Source organism: Boseongicola sp. (genome assembly GCF_057460485.1).
Genome location: NZ_JBVCWP010000088.1, coordinates 1 through 13,707, shown reverse-complemented (window position 1 = coordinate 13,707; position 13,707 = coordinate 1). Strand labels below are relative to the sequence as shown.

16 protein-coding genes, 1 rRNA gene and 1 pseudogene are annotated in these 13,707 nt (G+C 57.6%); 9 read left to right on the top strand and 9 right to left on the bottom strand.

Going from position 1 to position 13,707, the window contains the following annotated elements:
* Window positions 1–223: 223 nt before the first annotated feature.
* A complete protein-coding gene (gene mbfA / locus AC221Y_RS11795; protein ID WP_299757870.1) occupies window positions 224–1,201 on the bottom strand; it encodes an iron exporter MbfA in 978 nt (325 codons plus the stop codon).
* 174 nt (window positions 1,202–1,375) lie between these two features.
* On the opposite strand from mbfA, the gene AC221Y_RS11790 reads away from it, so the two are divergent.
* Window positions 1,376–1,993, top strand: a complete 618-nt coding sequence (locus tag AC221Y_RS11790) for a TetR/AcrR family transcriptional regulator (protein WP_299757873.1) — start codon at window positions 1,376–1,378, stop codon at window positions 1,991–1,993.
* Window positions 1,986–2,303 carry a hypothetical protein gene (locus AC221Y_RS11785; RefSeq protein WP_299757876.1) on the top strand — a complete coding sequence of 106 codons (318 nt, stop codon included), beginning with the start codon at window positions 1,986–1,988 and terminating at the stop codon, window positions 2,301–2,303. Before AC221Y_RS11790 ends, AC221Y_RS11785 begins: the two co-directional genes overlap by 8 nt.
* A gap of 3 nt (window positions 2,304–2,306) precedes the next feature.
* Here the strand turns inward: AC221Y_RS11785 and AC221Y_RS11780 are convergent, their stop codons facing one another.
* The 5 genes from AC221Y_RS11780 to AC221Y_RS11760 form a co-directional block, all read right to left on the bottom strand.
* Window positions 2,307–3,017, bottom strand: a complete 711-nt coding sequence (locus tag AC221Y_RS11780) for an NYN domain-containing protein (protein ID WP_299757878.1) — start codon at window positions 3,015–3,017, stop codon at window positions 2,307–2,309.
* 91 nt (window positions 3,018–3,108) lie between these two features.
* Window positions 3,109–3,717, bottom strand: coding sequence for an ATP-dependent Clp protease proteolytic subunit (locus AC221Y_RS11775; RefSeq protein WP_299757881.1), 609 nt, complete (start codon window positions 3,715–3,717; stop codon window positions 3,109–3,111).
* Window positions 3,718–3,793: 76 nt separating this feature from the next.
* Window positions 3,794–4,255 (bottom strand): GNAT family N-acetyltransferase, encoded by a 462-nt coding sequence (locus AC221Y_RS11770; protein ID WP_366141764.1) that lies wholly within the window; start codon window positions 4,253–4,255, stop codon window positions 3,794–3,796.
* Between the two features lie 5 nt (window positions 4,256–4,260).
* Complete coding sequence (locus tag AC221Y_RS11765) at window positions 4,261–4,392, bottom strand: hypothetical protein (RefSeq protein ID WP_299757883.1); 132 nt, start codon at window positions 4,390–4,392, stop codon at window positions 4,261–4,263.
* 110 nt (window positions 4,393–4,502) lie between these two features.
* Window positions 4,503–5,615, bottom strand: a complete 1,113-nt coding sequence (locus tag AC221Y_RS11760; RefSeq protein ID WP_486707374.1) for an S-(hydroxymethyl)glutathione dehydrogenase/class III alcohol dehydrogenase — start codon at window positions 5,613–5,615, stop codon at window positions 4,503–4,505.
* A 96-nt stretch (window positions 5,616–5,711) separates the two neighbouring features.
* Here AC221Y_RS11760 and AC221Y_RS11755 point away from each other — a divergent pair, with 96 nt between their 5' ends.
* Window positions 5,712–6,023: an I78 family peptidase inhibitor gene (locus tag AC221Y_RS11755; RefSeq protein WP_299757889.1), complete on the top strand. Its 312-nt coding sequence runs from the start codon at window positions 5,712–5,714 to the stop codon at window positions 6,021–6,023.
* A 6-nt stretch (window positions 6,024–6,029) separates the two neighbouring features.
* On the opposite strand, the pseudogene AC221Y_RS11750 reads toward AC221Y_RS11755, so the two are convergent.
* A pseudogene (locus AC221Y_RS11750) lies at window positions 6,030–6,371 on the bottom strand (c-type cytochrome).
* Between the two features lie 212 nt (window positions 6,372–6,583).
* Here AC221Y_RS11750 and AC221Y_RS11745 point away from each other — a divergent pair.
* Window positions 6,584–8,245, top strand: coding sequence for a Y-family DNA polymerase (locus AC221Y_RS11745; protein ID WP_299757892.1), 1,662 nt, complete (start codon window positions 6,584–6,586; stop codon window positions 8,243–8,245).
* 188 nt (window positions 8,246–8,433) lie between these two features.
* Here the strand turns inward: AC221Y_RS11745 and AC221Y_RS11740 are convergent, their stop codons facing one another.
* Both AC221Y_RS11740 and AC221Y_RS11735 read right to left on the bottom strand, forming a co-directional pair.
* Complete coding sequence (locus AC221Y_RS11740) at window positions 8,434–8,922, bottom strand: fasciclin domain-containing protein (RefSeq protein WP_486707373.1); 489 nt, start codon at window positions 8,920–8,922, stop codon at window positions 8,434–8,436.
* A 91-nt stretch (window positions 8,923–9,013) separates the two neighbouring features.
* Window positions 9,014–9,496: a fasciclin domain-containing protein gene (locus AC221Y_RS11735; RefSeq protein WP_486707372.1), complete on the bottom strand. Its 483-nt coding sequence runs from the start codon at window positions 9,494–9,496 to the stop codon at window positions 9,014–9,016.
* Window positions 9,497–9,797: 301 nt separating this feature from the next.
* On the opposite strand from AC221Y_RS11735, the gene msrP reads away from it, so the two are divergent.
* The 5 genes from msrP to AC221Y_RS11710 all read left to right on the top strand — a co-directional run.
* A complete protein-coding gene (gene msrP / locus AC221Y_RS11730; RefSeq protein WP_299757899.1) occupies window positions 9,798–10,727 on the top strand; it encodes a protein-methionine-sulfoxide reductase catalytic subunit MsrP in 930 nt (309 codons plus the stop codon).
* Between the two features lie 2 nt (window positions 10,728–10,729).
* On the top strand, window positions 10,730–10,951 hold the full coding sequence (locus AC221Y_RS11725) for a GDCCVxC domain-containing (seleno)protein (RefSeq protein ID WP_486707371.1): 222 nt from the start codon (window positions 10,730–10,732) through the stop codon (window positions 10,949–10,951).
* Window positions 10,912–11,556 carry a protein-methionine-sulfoxide reductase heme-binding subunit MsrQ gene (gene msrQ / locus AC221Y_RS11720; RefSeq protein ID WP_299757904.1) on the top strand — a complete coding sequence of 215 codons (645 nt, stop codon included), beginning with the start codon at window positions 10,912–10,914 and terminating at the stop codon, window positions 11,554–11,556. The genes AC221Y_RS11725 and msrQ overlap by 40 nt, the downstream gene beginning before the upstream one ends.
* Before the next feature lie 41 nt (window positions 11,557–11,597).
* A complete protein-coding gene (locus tag AC221Y_RS11715; RefSeq protein ID WP_299757906.1) occupies window positions 11,598–12,764 on the top strand; it encodes an MFS transporter in 1,167 nt (388 codons plus the stop codon).
* Between the two features lie 619 nt (window positions 12,765–13,383).
* Window positions 13,384–13,707 (top strand): 16S ribosomal RNA (locus tag AC221Y_RS11710); the annotation flags it as partial.

Sequence of the window (13,707 nt, the reverse complement as noted above, 5' to 3'; positions counted from 1 at the left end):
CGTCATCCGCTGGTTGCGAAAATAATCGAAGCCTATGACGGCGACGCTCCACCAGGGTGAGCCGCGCGCCTGCGGCGCCTGCGATGTTTAGCGCAGGCCTTTGGCCCGCGCCGCGCCTCCGGCGGGGCTTTCTTTGACCCAAAGAACGGGGCGAGAATTTCGTTATTTCTGTGGGTCTGAAAAAAACTTGGCGGAGCCCACTTTGTGGATGTCGGCAGCGTTCCTAACCGGAACCGATCAAAATGCCGGCGGTCAAAACAAGGGCACCTCCCAAGACGACCTGAAGGGCCGCGCGAAAGAAGGGTGTTTCCATATAGCGGTTCTGGAGCCAGGCGATGGCCCATAGTTCGACGAAAACGACGGCAATAGCGATAGTGGTCGCGGTCCAGAAATCCGAGATCAGATACGGAAGCGCGTGACCGAGGCCGCCGACCGTGGTCATAACGCCGGAGGCAATCCCGCGCTTGAGAGGTGATCCGCGCCCCGAGATCGTGCCGTCGTCCGAGGCGGCTTCGGTGAAGCCCATGGAAATGCCTGCACCAACAGACGCCGCAAGACCGATGAGGAATGTGTTCCATGTATCGCCGGTTGCGAAGGCGGCCGCGAAGATCGGCGCAAGTGTCGAAACGGAGCCATCCATGAGGCCTGCAAGGCCGGGCTGCGCCCATGTGAGAACAAACTGGCGGTGTGCTGTACGCGCTTCTCGATCATCGGTGTCGGCATCTAGGTGATGGTCGACCAGCTCGGCGGCTCTTGCTGTGTGCTCGGCTTCGGCCGCGGCAAGGTTTCCCAGAAGTTTGCGCGTATCTGCATCTGTCGTGCGTTGCGCTGCGATTTCGTAATACCGTTGTGCTGAGGCTTCCATGATCTCGGCCTCTGCGCGGATACGCTCAAGTCCAAGGTTCTCAACCAGCCAGACAGGTCGACGGGCATAGAACCCGGACACGTGTTCGCGTCGGATAAGCGGGATCACTGTGCCAAAGCGCGTTTTGTGAAGGTCGATCAACTGCTTGCGGTGGCCGTCTTCTTCCAGTGCCATCCCGTCGAAAATCGCTGCGGAAGACGGGAAATCGGCGCGCAAGTGTTCTGCATAGTTTCGGTAAATGCGCGCATCGTCTTCTTCCGAGGAAATGGCGAGGGCAAGGACTTCCTGCTCGCTCAGGTCGGAGAAGCGTTTGCGATATGCGAAGTTGAAATTCATAGCGGCCTCGTCTTAGAACTATTCTAATCGTTGTTGCTGGGGGGCTGAATGACAAGAGGTAATTCAGATATTCGGCCTTCCTGCGTTGAGTGGAGCACTCCAAAGCGCCGCATCCATCTTGAATAAACTGAACTGATTAGTTTATATATCGAAACGCAAAGGGAAGGGATTTCTATGAACGCCCCGGTAAGTATCACCAAGCAAGGCCGAAAATGGGATCAGGTGCTGGACGGCGCACGCACGGTCTTTATGCGGGATGGCTTTGAAGGCGCCAGCGTCGATGACATCGTGCGCGAGGCCGGGGTGTCGAAAGCCACGCTTTACAGTTATTTCCCCGACAAGCGGCTGTTGTTCCTTGAGGTGGCGAAGACCGAGTGTAAGGCGCAGTCAGCTGCGGCGATCCAGCAGATCGAGGGCTCAGGGGATGTCCGCGAGGCTCTGGCGACGGCGGCTGGTCGGATGGTACGGTTTTTCTTGTCGGATGTAGGGATGCAGGTGTTTCGCATCGTCGTGGGCGAGAGCCAGCGGTTTCCCGAGATCGGGCGGGAGTTTTATGCTTCGGGTCCGCAGATGGTACGCGACATGTTGATTGGGTTCCTTAGTCGGGCCGTGGTGGATGGCAAACTGAAGATAGACGATGTGGAACTTGCGGCAGATCAGTTTCCGGAATTGTGCAAGGCCGGGCTGCATATGCAGATGGTTCTGGGCCTGCGCCAGTCAGTAAGCGAGGACGAGATTGACCGCGTGATCGAGGGCGCAGTCGATATGTTTATGAGCCAATACGGTGTCTGACGAGTTACCGGACGAAGCAGGTGAGCGCCGGATTGATCGAAAGACGCCCCCCTTTTTTGCGGGACGCGCGTTGATGGTTTCGGCGTTTTTGGCCCTGTGCGTGGTCGGCGTAGGCCGTGATCAGTTCGGCCAGCCACTGGTCTTCACGTCGCCCGGCCCATATCTCTTCTTTGGCTCAATCTGGCTTGCGGCCTTCGGGTTGGCCTACACGTTCGTGTCCGCGCGTCTGACATGCGGTTTTATGGTCTGCATTTCCGCGATCTATCGGCCGGTATTCATTGCAGAAAAAGCGTCGAGGGGCGAGCTTTAGCTTTTAGTCGATCCGGCGGACGTGAAGCTGGTTGCCGATCTTTTTAGTTTCAAACCTTTTCAGGCCTTCTACAAGATCACTTAGCTTCTTTTTGCCGTAGGTGCGTGGATCAAAGTCAGGGCTGTCGCGCGTGATGTATTGGCCGAGCGGTCCCAATGCATACCAGTCGTCGTCTGAGGGAATTTTGTCCATTGCGCCAGTGATCAAAGGGATCGCGGCGGTGGGGTTTTGCTTCTCTGTTGCGGGCGCGCCCTTTTCAGGCGAAGTAGAGTCGTCGACAATATTTTCAATCATAACAAAGCGGTTACAGACGTTGCGCAGGCTTTCAGGGGCCTTTGCTTCTCCGACGCCAATGACGTCCATGCCTTGCTCGCGCACACGGTTTGCAAGTGCCGTGAAGTCGCTGTCAGAGGACACAAGCACAAAGCCGTCAAAGCGGCCTGTGTGCAGGATGTCCATTGCATCAATCACAAGTCCGATGTCGCTTGCGTTTTTGCCAACTGTGTTTGCGGTTTCCTGATGGGCGACAAGGCCGAGATCCCGTACGGCCTTGGTCCAGGCGTTCAGACGGCCCGATGACCAGTCGCCGTAAACACGGCGGAGGGCTGGTTCGCCGAAGGTTGTGACTTCTTTGAGGATGGACGCGGCGTATTTTGCCGGGATGTTGTCGGCGTCAATTAGGACGGCGTAAAGTGGTCTGTCGCGGTCAGCCATGGTGCGCGCCTTTGTTTGGTCGGGGGGGCTGTCTGCCCCCGCGCGGGACTACGCCCGCGCCTCCCGAGGATTTATTAGCCCCAAAGAAGGGTCAGGAAAGCTCCGAAGCCGACGTGATGACCTTGCCGAGAAGGCCGTAAGCCTTTGCTTCTTTGGTATCGAGCCAGAAGTCGCGTTCGGTGTCTTTGGCGATTTTGGCTGCGGTTTGCCCGGTCGCTTCGGCAAATAGATTGTGGAAGCGTTCGCGCATTTTTTCGATCTGGCCGGCTTGGATTTGCATGTCAGTGACCTTGCCGCCAATGCCACCAGAAGGTTGGTGCAAAAGGAAGCGCGTGTTGGGCAGACAGAAGCGGTTCTCCTTCGCAGCAGCGACGAAGATCAGCGCGCCAGCAGAGGCAACCCAGCCCGAGCCGATGGTGCGCACGGTCGGTTTGATGAACTTGATCATGTCGTGGACCATGTCGCCGCTCTCGACATGGCCGCCGGGCGACGAGATGTAGACGTTGATCGGATCTTCGTTATCTTCGGCAAGCGCGAGAAGCTGTTTGACTGTGCGTTCGGCGAGCTTGTTGTTGATCTCGCCCGTGATGATCACGTTGCGGGATTTGAAGAAAAGCTGCTCGGCTTTGCCGCCGCCTTGGGCTTTGTCGTCTTTAGATGTGTCGTCTTTAGATGTGTCGTCGGCCATGGTGATGAACATCTCGTCTCTTTCTTTGAAGCTGGTTTGGGGGGAATGTCGGTGTTGGGGCTGGGAATGGCAAGGCGCGGCCGCGCGATTAATCCAGAAACTTGTGTAGGATTAGCGCGTCCACATACCCTTCGCGCGGGTGGCGGAAGGCGCGGGGCAGGCGGGCGATCTGCGCAAAGCCGGCGCGCTTCCAGATATCGATTGCGCGGGTGTTGCTGGCCAGGACGAAATTGAATTGCATGGCTTCAAATCCAAATGCTTTGGCCTCGCTTAGGGCGTGGCTTAACATTGCGCGGGCCACGCCCTTGCCTGTGGCGTTCGCGCTAGTGATGAAGCCTGCGTTGCAGACATGATTGCCGCCGCCCATTTGATTGGGGCGGATGAAGAAGGTGCCGCCGTCGGTGATGAAGGGGTGGGCGGCGCACCAATAGGCGAGGGCGTCTTTGCGGGAGATATCTGTGTCAATTGCGTAGGTGTCGCCCGCACGGAAGACGGGTTCGAGCATAGCCCAGATGACGTCATGGTCGGATTGGGTGGCCGGGCGGATCACCGGACCTAGCCTGATCGGTCGTCGCACACAGTGCGCGACAAGGCCTCCAAGGCCTCGGCGTCCACAGACAGGGTCGCGCCGCCGCCTTGAAACAGAATTTCTGCAGGTTCTGCAAAAGCGGGGAAGATAACAGTCATCCCCAATAATCCAAAACCCAACAGCCTCATGCGCCCTTTTGAAAATACCTTGGGGAGGTTCGGAGGGCCGGCGCCCTTCCGGTCAGTCGTCGTCGCAAGGCGACGAACCATCAGTAAATCACCACCGAGCGAATAGACTCACCCGCGTGCATCAGATCGAAGCCTTTGTTGATGTCTTCAAGCGCAAGCGTGTGGGTGATCATCGGGTCGATCTCGATCTTGCCGTCCATGTACCAATCGACAATCTTTGGTACGTCCGTGCGACCGCGTGCGCCGCCAAAGGCTGTCCCGCGCCAGACGCGTCCGGTCACCAGTTGGAAGGGACGCGTAGAGATTTCGGCACCTGCCGGGGCCACACCGATAATGACGCTTTCACCCCAGCCTTTGTGGGCCGATTCCAACGCGGCTCGCATGACTTGCACGTTGCCTGTGGCGTCAAAGGTATAATCTGCGCCCCCGCCCGTCAGTTCAACCAAATAGCCGACAAGATCACCTGTCACCTCAGATGGGTTTACAAAATCGGTCATTCCAAAGCGTGTCGCCATTGGTATTTTGTCGGCGTTAAGGTCGACGCCAACAATCTGGTCACAGCCTGCCATGCGCAGGCCCTGAATGACGTTAAGACCAATACCGCCCAAGCCAAAGACGATGCAGCGCGAGCCGATCTCGACTTTGGCGGTGTTGATCACCGCCCCGATGCCGGTTGTCACGCCACAGCCGATGTAACAGATTTTGTCGAAAGGCGCGTCCTTGCGGACCTTGGCTAAGGCAATCTCGGGCAAAACCGTGTGGTTCGAAAATGTCGAGCACCCCATGTAGTGCAGGATCGGTGTCCCATCGAGCATTGAAAACCGGCTGGTGCCGTCGGGCATAACGCCCGCGCCTTGTGTCGAGCGGATCGCCTGACAAAGGTTGGTTTTCGGATGCAGGCAGTAGTCACATTCCCGACATTCTGGCGTGTAAAGCGGGATCACGTGGTCGCCCGGTTTCAGGCTGGTAACGCCGGCGCCGACTTCCAGCACCACGCCCGCGCCTTCGTGTCCGAGGATGGCCGGGAACAGTCCTTCCGGGTCCGCGCCTGACCGTGTGAATTCATCCGTGTGGCAGATGCCGGTGGCTTTGATCTCGACCAGAACCTCACCTGCTTTCGGGCCTTCAAGGTTCACGTCCATGATTTCCAGCGGTTTTCCCGCCTCAATCGCAACAGCCGCGCGCGTTCTCATGCCTAAATACTCCCTTGGTGTATGCTTGGCTTGACCCTGCTGCACGATCTGCGTGAAATCAATAGACCGGGAGGCGATTGGAAGGATGAATTTGGTATGACAATTCGATTGATAGCTATCTTGGTTCTGTTGGCTGCCTGTGGGCCTGTGCCCGCCGACGAGGAACCTGCAATTGTAACCGAAGTCGTCGAGGCGGATATACCGGAAGCGCCGCCTGCGTTAGAGCAATGCGATGCGGCCGACTATCGGCCGTTGATCGGCAGCTCGATTTCCGAGACGACGTTTGCGGTCGATGATCGTCTGCGTGTCTTTAGCCAGAACGATATCATTACGCAGGAGTACTTGCCTCAGCGCACGAACGTCGTGTTCGACACAGAGGGCCTGATCACGCGGGTTTACTGCGGCTAGGAGAGATTACTTTTTGATGCGGTAATCTTCGTGGCAGGCCGAACAGACTGCGCCGATATTGCGCATGGATGCACCTCTGGCCTCGGAAGATGACACGCCGGTGGCGTCCAGAGCGGTGGCCATTTCTGCAGTCCGCTGGGAAAACCCCACACGATCGGTCCAGATAGCCTATTTTGCTTCCAATTCCGGGTCGCTCGCCTGCGGGGCGAGCAGCATCGGGATGCGGTCAGTTTCCGCTTGAAGAGATGCAAGTGCTGCGTTGGCGGCGGTTTCGTCGAATGCCACGACGCCTTTCGCCATTTGACCAAGGGTCTTCAGGTCGCCGGCCATTGTTTTCATGGCGTCCATGCGGGCTTTGACGTCTGTGTGGGCAAGAGCCGCCGTTGCGGCAAGGCCAAGGGTCAGTGCGATTGTCAGGGCGCTGCGCATTAGTGTCTCCTTTATTACTTTGCTCACAGCTATTCCATTTTTCGGGGAAGGCGAGGGCAAGGCTGGACTCGTGGCCGTCAGGGGATATATCAAAGATCAGAACAAACCATGAACATTCTTGCTGCCTGCTTATGAAACAACGACGCATCCTGTCGCTTTGGTTTCCCCGTCTGGGGGCCGAGCGCTTCCTTAGGCTTGAACGTGGCTTACCGCCGCGCGCCTTTGCTGTGGTGGGCGAGGAACACAACGCTCAGGTTTTGGTATCTTTGTCGGTTGAGGCCGAGGCATCGGGGCTTCGGATGGGTCAACCTTTGCGGGATGCGCGTGCGATGTGCCCGGAGCTTGACACAAAGCTGCGCAACCGGGACCTGGATGCCGCGTTTCTGGCGGTGCTGCGGCGCTGGGCGGCAAAGTTCAGCCCTTGGGTGTCCGAGGAGCGGCCGGAGGGGTTGGTTATTGATCTGACGGGATGCGCGCATCTGTTTGGGGGAGAGATGGGCCTGATTGGCGAGGTCGAAGCGGATTGCGCACATCTGGGTGTCAGCGTGCGGGTGGGCGTGGCCGATACAGTGGGCGCGGCCTGGGCTTTGGCGCGGTTTGCGGGCGGCGCGGGAGTTGATGCGGCGCGCACCGGCGACGACATTAATCAAGAAGCGCGCGCGACGCGGTCTCGCGCGGCGAAGCGGCGCCATTGGGTGAAGGGCGGTCCGGCGCCCGCAGTGACGGCCCCGGAAGTCCTGCGCAAGATGCAGATTGCATCGCCGGGTGCGACGCGTTCGGCGCTGGCGCCGTTGCCGGTCGCGGCGTTGCGGCTGGAGGACGATACCGTAGCAACCTTGGTGCGGCTTGGTCTGCGACAGATCGGAGATCTGGCCGGTCAACCGCGCGCGGCTTTGGCGCGCCGGTTTGGTCGCCACCTTGTGCAACGATTGGATCAGGCTTTGGGGGTCGAGCCGGAACCTGTCAGCCCTGCGCGTCCCGCTGTGCGCTTTGCGGTGCGACTGACACTGCCCGAGCCGGTTGGTCTGATCGAAGACATTGCGGCGGCGATTGACCGGCTGTTGACCCCGCTTGGAGAGAAGCTTTCGCGGGCAGGGCGTGGAGCGCGGCAGGTGCGAATGGAATGCCACCGCAGCGATCATACGATGCAGGTGGTCGAGATAGGTTTGGCGCGCCCTTCGGCCTCGGCCGATCGGATCCGCCCGCTTCTTTTGATGAAGCTTGACGACATAGATGCAGGCTTTGGCATCGACATGATCCGGCTTGAAGCGCGGGCCACTGAACCGGTGCACAGCCATCAGCATCGCGGCCATGCGGCGGCGGCGGCGGACGGCGCGGCGCGTCTTGGAAGTGAGGCGGCGCTGGATGATCTGATTGGTCGGATCGGTGCGCGGGTTGGACTTGAAAGCATCACGCGCTTTCACCCGGCTGACAGTCATATCCCCGAAAAGACCGCTTTGATTGTGGCTGCCGCCTGGGCTGGCCCTGCAGACGCCTGGCCGCGTCCCGGCATGTTGCGCCCGTCGGAGATATGGCGTCCCGAAATGGTGCATGCCGAGGAGACTTCTGATCTACCGCATCGTTTCCGCTGGCGCGGTCGCGATCTGGAGCTTTGTGCGGGTCTGGGGCCTGAGCGGATTGCGCCGGAATGGTGGCTTGATGATCCGGACTGGCGCTCCGGTGTGCGCGATTACTGGCGGGTGACGACCCGCACCGGCGAGCGGCTTTGGCTTTACTACGGGCATGGTGGGACGATGTCGCGGGGGTGGTTCTGTCAGGGAAGTTTCGCCTGAACGAACGCTCTTGCGCGACTTTCCTGTTCGGGCCGCCCTTCGGACGCCGGATGCCCCCCACGGAGGTATTTTCGAAAGGGTGAATGGCTGGAAGTCTACTGCTTCGCCCTTTCGGATATACCTCAGGGGGTGGCGGGGGACAGCGTCCCCCACCTTGTGTCACCGGCCCGGAAGGCCAGCCAACCCAATTATGGCAGCAGAACGCTGTCGATGACGTGGATCACGCCGTTCGATGCGATAATGTCTGCAGCAGTCACTGTTGCGTCGTTCACGGTCACGCCGTCGGTGCCATCAATGTGCACGTCGCCGCCCTGAACGGTTGTTACGTTCAGATGCTGACCCGCCAGTTGGTCAGACGTCACAGCGCCCGGTACAACGTGGTATGTCAGGATCGCAGCAAGCTTGTCCTTGTTCTCGGGAAGAAGCAGGCTCTCCACGGTGCCGGCCGGCAGCGCTGCGAAAGCTGCATTGGTTGGTGCGAAAACGGTGAACGGGCCGTCGCTTTTCAGCGTGTCGACGAGGCCTGCGGCCGAAACGGCTGCGACGAGTGTCGAGAAGTCGTCGCTGCCAGCGGCAATGTCGACGATGTCCATCTCTTTGTCCATTGGAGCACAAGCAGCAGCAAGTGCGAGAGCGGCGGCACCAAAGGCAGCTTTCAGAGCAAATCTACGGTTCATTTTGAGGTCCCTCATTCTATCTTCGTCATCTGTTGTGTTGAAAAAACGGGAGGTGATTTATCACCTCCCGTTGGTCGTATCGTCAGGGCGATCAGCCTTCTGGCATCATCACTTTGTCGATGACGTGGATCACGCCGTTCGACGCTTCGATATCTGCGGTCACGACGTTTGCGTCCTGAATCATCACACCGTTGTCGAGGTCAATGGTAACCGAACCGCCCTGGACGGTTGCTGCCATCATGTCGTCTATCAGGTCACCAGACATTATTTTACCGGGCACAACGTGGAACGTCAGGATCGCGGTCAGCGTGTCGATATTCTCTGGCAGAAGCAGGCTTTCGACTGTGCCTTCCGGCAGAGCGGCGAAAGCTTCGTCGGTTGGTGCGAAAACGGTGAACGGACCTTCGCCCTTCAGCGTCTCAACTAGGCCCGCGGCCTGAACGGCAGCGACGAGTGTTTCGAACGAACCGGCTGCAACTGCGGTGTCGACGATGTCTTTCGAGTGGCCGCCGGAAAACGCCGGTGCGGCTAGCAGGGTCGCTGCTACTGTGGCCATAAGTGTCTTGCGAAGCATTGTGTTTTCCATCTGTAAAAAGGTGAGTGTCGTTGTGACACCTGAGCTTCTTACGTCGGGTGGATGCCAATTGGATCATTGCAGGAATTGCGAAAACGATGTTGACCGAAAGGGCAATGGCGCTAAGCAAGGGAGACTATCGGCGTCCACTCACAAATCTGTTATCGTCTGTGAGGCAAAAGCGGGCTTTTGTAACCATGTTTCAACACCATGGACCTTAAGCACAGTGTCGTGAGGGTGATTGTCGAACGCGAATTACTCGCGCATGTTATGGGGCAAGCGATCAAGCAGAGGTGATGAAATGGCCGGACGTTATAAGAGTGACCTGAAGTGGTCGGATGTCACGCCGCAGGGCGACTATATGAATCGGCGTCAGTTGATGGCGGGTGCAGGCGCTTTGGCGCTTGGCTCGATTGCGGGGCCGGCAATGGCAAGCCTTGGAGCAACGAAGACCAACTATGGTAGCGATCTTGAGCCGAACAGTATTGAAGACATCACCAGCTACAACAACTTTTATGAGTTTGGGACTGGTAAAGACGACCCTGCCGCCAACGCCGGTCGTCTGACAACAGACCCTTGGTCGATCAAAGTTGATGGCATGGTAAATAACGCCGGCACCTATAGCTTTGATGACTTGACCAGCGGCATGACATTGGAAGAGCGTATCTATCGCTTCCGCTGTGTGGAAGCCTGGTCGATGGTTGTGCCTTGGGTTGGTTTCGAGCTTGCCGACTTGCTAAAGCGCGTAGGTGTGCAGCCTTCCGCTAAGTATGTGGCCTTTGAAACGCTGGTGCGCCCGGAAGAAATGATCGGGCAGAAACGTCGGACGCTTGAGTGGCCGTACCGCGAGGGATTGCGGCTTGATGAGGCGATGCACCCGCTGACGATCATGGCGACGGGTCTATATGACGAGCCGATGCCGAAGCAGAACGGTGCGCCCATTCGTTTGGTCGTCCCGTGGAAGTATGGCTTTAAGTCGATCAAATCGATTGTGCGGATTTCGCTGACAGACAAGCAGCCCGCCACGAGCTGGAACATGACCAACGGACGGGAATACGGATTTTATAGCAACGTGAACCCGACGGTCGATCACCCACGTTGGTCTCAGTCGACCGAGCGCAAGATCGGTGGCGGTTTGTTTGCTAAGCGCGTGCCGACCCTGATGTTTAACGGATACGAGCGCGAAGTAAGCTCGCTTTATTCCGGGATGGACTTGCAAAGTAATTTCTGAGGATGGCCGCAGCGTCTAACATCCGGCTGACCTCGACGCTGACGTGCCCTGAATGTGGGGGCCTCAGCGACGGTGAGATGCCATTGGACGCCTGCCAGTTCTTTTATGACGGCCCACATTGCAAGGTTGTACTGCGACCTCGCGCGGGTGAGTGCTGTATCTGGTGCTCGTTCGGCAGCGTCCCATGTCCACCGATACAGACAGGAAAGGCGTGCTGCTCATGACCGCGGCTCAACGTGTGAATATCCTGCTGGCGAAGGTGCCGGCATGGCCTCTCTATATACTGGGCGTGATTCCACCTGCGTGGTTCCTATATCAAGGCCTGACGGGCGGCCTCGGGGCCGAGCCTATCAAGGCGCTTGAGCACAAGCTGGGCGAGTTTGCCCTGCAAGTGCTGATCGTTGTTCTTGCGGTGACGCCGCTGCGCAGTTGGACGGGGGTGAATCTGACTAAGTTCCGCCGGGCGCTGGGCTTGCTGACGTTCTTCTATGTCTTTCTGCATTTGCTTGTCTGGCTGGTGCTGGATGTTCAAATCCTCAGCCAGATTTGGGCGGACATTATAAAGAGGCCATACATCACCATTGGTATGGTCGGATTTCTCCTTCTGATCCCCTTGGCGATTACGTCAAATAACAGGTCGATCCGTAAGCTGGGGCCGAAGACGTGGCGGCGGCTGCATCAACTCACTTATCTGACAGCGATCTTGGGCGCGGTGCATTTTGTGATGCTGTCGAAGGGCTTTCAGATCGAGCCACTGATCTATCTGGGCACTGTGCTTGTTTTGGTTGCCACACGTATCAAAATTCCGATGAGGCGAGCGGTCGCATAAGGGGCCTTCCCATGGGCGCGGACCTCGCTAAGGTCGCGTGCATGGAACACCAAACAATACGGCGCGGCGTCTATCTGATAATGGCGCTGTTTTGCCTTCAGCCGATGGCGCTCGGCGCGTGGCTGGCTTTGATCCCCTACATTAAAGAAACGCTTCAGCTGACCAAGTTCGATTTGGCGATAGCCCTGTTGGGGATGCCCGTGGCCGTTTTGGCCGCGCTTCAGTTCGCCGGTGGGTTATCGACACGCATCGGTGTGCGGCGCTTGGTGCTGGCGACGTTCCCGCTGCAATGCCTTGCCGCCTTCCTGCCGCTAATAGCGGGCAGCCAACTTATCCTGTTCTTCGCGCTTGGCGCCTTTGGCGCAACGCATGCCTTTATGGAGGTGGGGCTGAACGTCTATGCCGGACGGATCGAAAAGAAAGCGCGCGCACACATCATGAACCGGTGCCATGGGTTCTGGGCGCTGGGGCTTATGATCGGATCGTTTGTGGCGACGTCAGGAGCCGGGGAGTTAGGCTCTGTCAGGATCATGGCGGTGGTTGCGGTTGTGTCGACGGTTGTCGGCATGCTTGCGGCGCGGCGGTTGCCGAAGATGGGCGAGGAGGGGGCTGAGCATGTCGTGCCCCGCCGTAAGCTTTCGCAAATGCCGCCAGCGCTATTGGCGATTGGTGGGTTCATGTTGCTCGTCACGCTGGCAGAGGGTGCGATGTCGGACTGGTCGGCTGTCTATCTGTCCGAGCGCCAATCTATAGAAGTGGCCGAAGCCGGGATCGCCGTGACGATCTTTGCGGGCTTCATGGCATTTGGGCGCTTTTGCGGGGATTGGTTGAAGCAACGGTTCGGGGCGTTGGTTCTGGCGCGGGGATCGGTGATGTTTGCTTTGGCAGGACTTGCCTGTCTGATTGGACCGCTGCCGCTTGTGTTCTCATTCGTCGGGTTTGCCCTGCTCGGGGTCGGGGTAGCGTCGGGCTATCCTTTGGGGGTGTCGGCGGTGGCAGCCCTTGATGACACACACGAAGCCGCCAACGTCGCGATCATGTCGACATGCGCGTTGGCTGGCTTTCTCGTGGGGCCTCCTGTGATCGGATTCCTGGCGGACGCTTATGGATTGAAATTCGGCTTTGCGGCGATAATTCCCGGACTGATTGCCTGCCTCTTCCTTGCGAGGTGGTTGATTCCACCCGAGTCGGGCGAAGAGTCGCGTTGAATCGGGAGGAATTCGGCGATTCACTTGGGGCGCTTCGCCGATTCAGTGAATTTTGACCCTGATTTGGGCCAAAATTCTTCCACTGAATACGAGTTTTGAAAGAATTTACTGCCCATTTTCGACGCAAAAGACCTTATTTATATGGCTTTTAAAAAGATGAGAAAGAAAATTCGTCTTTCTGATAAAAAACTACTTGCGGACTACGGCCCCTAACCGTAGACACCCCTCACCGGCGGCGCAGAAATGCAACAACGGGGCGCCAGACGGGCTTAACGGCAACGAGACGCAAGAAAAAAAATAGAGATGGATGAGGCAGGGCGCGCCGAAAGTTAGGGCGCACTCAGTCACTTTTGTCTCTACGCTCTTTGAAATTGATGGTAACTGAAGAGATATGTGGGCGGTTTGGTCCTTTCGATGGATCAGCCTCTTCATATCGACTTTCTTAGGCTTCGGCCGATTATAGAAAGGTCAGCTTCACTGTTTGAACGGTTTCTTGTTTTCTTATGAAAACCTGAAGCACAACAAACAGAAAAAGATGTTTTGTAATGTTTCCTAGCCGGGACATTATGAGACGATGTGCAGAGGTTCGAACGTCAAGGATAAGCTAGCAATAGCTTTTCAACTTGAGAGTTTGATCCTGGCTCAGAACGAACGCTGGCGGCAGGCCTAACACATGCAAGTCGAGCGCACCTTCGGGTGAGCGGCGGACGGGTTAGTAACGCGTGGGAATATACCCTTCTCTACGGAATAGCCTCGGGAAACTGAGAGTAATACCGTATACGCCCTTCGGGGGAAAGATTTATCGGAGAAGGATTAGCCCGCGTAAGATTAGATAGTTGGTGGGGTAATGGCCTACCAAGTCTACGATCTTTAGCTGGTTTGAGAGGATGATCAGCAACACTGGGACTGAGACACGGCCCAGACTCCTACGGGAGGCAGCAGT

Bases quoted from the DNA above. Each gene is read 5' to 3' on its own strand.
- msrQ (WP_299757904.1), top strand. From the start codon at position 10,912: ATGTCCACCGATACAGACAGGAAAGGCGTGCTGCTCATGACCGCGGCT.
- AC221Y_RS11780 (WP_299757878.1), bottom strand. From the start codon at position 3,017: ATGGCTGACCGCGACAGACCACTTTACGCCGTCCTAATTGACGCCGAC.
- mbfA (WP_299757870.1), bottom strand. From the start codon at position 1,201: ATGAATTTCAACTTCGCATATCGCAAACGCTTCTCCGACCTGAGCGAG.
- AC221Y_RS11740 (WP_486707373.1), bottom strand. From the start codon at position 8,922: ATGAACCGTAGATTTGCTCTGAAAGCTGCCTTTGGTGCCGCCGCTCTC.
- msrP (WP_299757899.1), top strand. From the start codon at position 9,798: ATGGCCGGACGTTATAAGAGTGACCTGAAGTGGTCGGATGTCACGCCG.
- AC221Y_RS11775 (WP_299757881.1), bottom strand. From the start codon at position 3,717: ATGTTCATCACCATGGCCGACGACACATCTAAAGACGACACATCTAAA.
- AC221Y_RS11790 (WP_299757873.1), top strand. From the start codon at position 1,376: ATGAACGCCCCGGTAAGTATCACCAAGCAAGGCCGAAAATGGGATCAG.
- AC221Y_RS11745 (WP_299757892.1), top strand. From the start codon at position 6,584: ATGAAACAACGACGCATCCTGTCGCTTTGGTTTCCCCGTCTGGGGGCC.
- AC221Y_RS11735 (WP_486707372.1), bottom strand. From the start codon at position 9,496: ATGCTTCGCAAGACACTTATGGCCACAGTAGCAGCGACCCTGCTAGCC.
- AC221Y_RS11725 (WP_486707371.1), top strand. From the start codon at position 10,730: ATGGCCGCAGCGTCTAACATCCGGCTGACCTCGACGCTGACGTGCCCT.
- AC221Y_RS11715 (WP_299757906.1), top strand. From the start codon at position 11,598: ATGGAACACCAAACAATACGGCGCGGCGTCTATCTGATAATGGCGCTG.
- AC221Y_RS11755 (WP_299757889.1), top strand. From the start codon at position 5,712: ATGACAATTCGATTGATAGCTATCTTGGTTCTGTTGGCTGCCTGTGGG.
- AC221Y_RS11760 (WP_486707374.1), bottom strand. From the start codon at position 5,615: ATGAGAACGCGCGCGGCTGTTGCGATTGAGGCGGGAAAACCGCTGGAA.
- AC221Y_RS11765 (WP_299757883.1), bottom strand. From the start codon at position 4,392: ATGACTGTTATCTTCCCCGCTTTTGCAGAACCTGCAGAAATTCTGTTT.